The 1,581-nt window shown below is 40.9% G+C and carries 1 protein-coding gene; it reads left to right on the top strand.

Annotated elements, in window-relative coordinates; all coding sequences use genetic code 11:
* Nucleotides 1-692: 692 nt before the first annotated feature.
* On the top strand, nucleotides 693-1,581 hold an 889-nt coding region (locus Q0340_RS10640; protein WP_298083283.1), incomplete at its 3' end, for a TonB-dependent receptor plug domain-containing protein.

Genomic DNA, 1,581 nt, shown 5'->3' with positions numbered 1-1,581 from the left:
GTAGAGGGCACAGCGGCTCTGCGAGGTATCTTTTAGCCGCGAAAGATTCGGCGCGAAATTTTAAAACATAAAATTTACGGCGGCATGGTTTAATTTGGCGGAATAAACGAGTAGATTATCAATGCCCGTAACGTGGTGGTATGCTTTATTCGTGGGGCGAAATTCTGTAGCTGCCGTATTCTCGCGAAACGAAATTTCAAAATTTCGGGGCGCATAAAATTTATAGCACGATCTAAATTTTACCAAACAAAATTTATGCCCTATTTTCAGCGACAACAAAGCAACCGGCTAGAAAATCCCGCGAGGCGTCAATCTATTAAGATCCTAAATTTATAACGCAGCGATATGGGTATAAAATTTTAAAATTACCGGTAAAAATATTATAATTCAAAAAGCGCATTACATATTATAAAATGCGCTTTGTTATCATTCGCTCTCTTATAATTTTTAGCATTTTCTCTAGTCGTTTCAAAAACGCTTTGCAAAATTTAGCGCCGAACTCAAGCTTAAATTACGATTGTTGCGCATTTCTAGACTGTTCAAAATTTTATACTTCTTAAAAAATCAAAATTTTAGCCATTTAAAATTTATACTTGAATTTAAACTGTAATTTAATTAAACATTAAAAGTCTTTGTATTATTATTCGCCGCGTTAATAATCAATTCTATAATCATTAAGTAAGGAAATATGAATGTTTAGAAGATTCTCTCTCTCTCTCTATGCCTCGCTGCTCTTTTATGGCTCGCTTTACGCGGAAGACCAGGCAAATTCGCAAGAATTAGGAACCATCCAGGTAACGGGCAATGTCGATTCGCAAAGCGTAGCCGAGCAAAAGGTCGGCGAAACCAAAACTACCGCGCAGACTATCAAGAAGCAGCAGATCACCGATAGTAGAGACTTGGTGCGATACCAAACCGGTATCACGGCGGTCGAGACGGGCAGATTCGGCGCTAGCGGATACGCTGTTCGCGGCGTGGACGAAAACCGCGTGGCTATCACGGTGGACGGGCTTCGTCAAGCAGAGACTTTAAGCTCGCAAGGCTTTAAAGATCTCTTTGAGGGGTATGGAAATTTTAACAACACAAGAAACGGCGTAGAGATGGAAAACGTCAAAACGGCCAATATCACCAAAGGAGCCGATTCCATAAAAGCGGGAAGCGGCGCACTCGGCGGATCGGTTATGTTTGAAACCAAAGACGCCAGGGATTTCTTGACGGAAAAGAACTATCATTTCGGCTTTAAACAGGGCTATCAAAGCGTCGATAGTCAAAATTTTCACTCCTTCACCGGTGCAGCTAGATACGGCTGGTTTGATCTTTTGGTTATAAACACCGATAGACACGGTCATGAAAGAAAAAACTATTTCTACGACATATATGATAGTAAAGAGGACAAACTTTATATAGGAAAAACTCGCGAAAAAGCAGACCCATATACCATAACCAAAAAAAGCACACTCGTAAAGGTAGGGTTTCAGCCAGGTGATGAGAATAGATTTTCGGTCGCGATAGATGACTCGAAGCAAAATTCCGACGGCGAGGATCTTTCTTATACGTTAAGAATGGGTAGCCGTCCAGATG

Source organism: uncultured Campylobacter sp., assembly GCF_938045595.1.
Classification (GTDB): Bacteria; Campylobacterota; Campylobacteria; order Campylobacterales; family Campylobacteraceae; genus Campylobacter_B.
The sequence above is the reverse complement of the archived record's forward strand: the minus strand, read 5'-3'. Positions and strand labels throughout refer to the sequence as shown.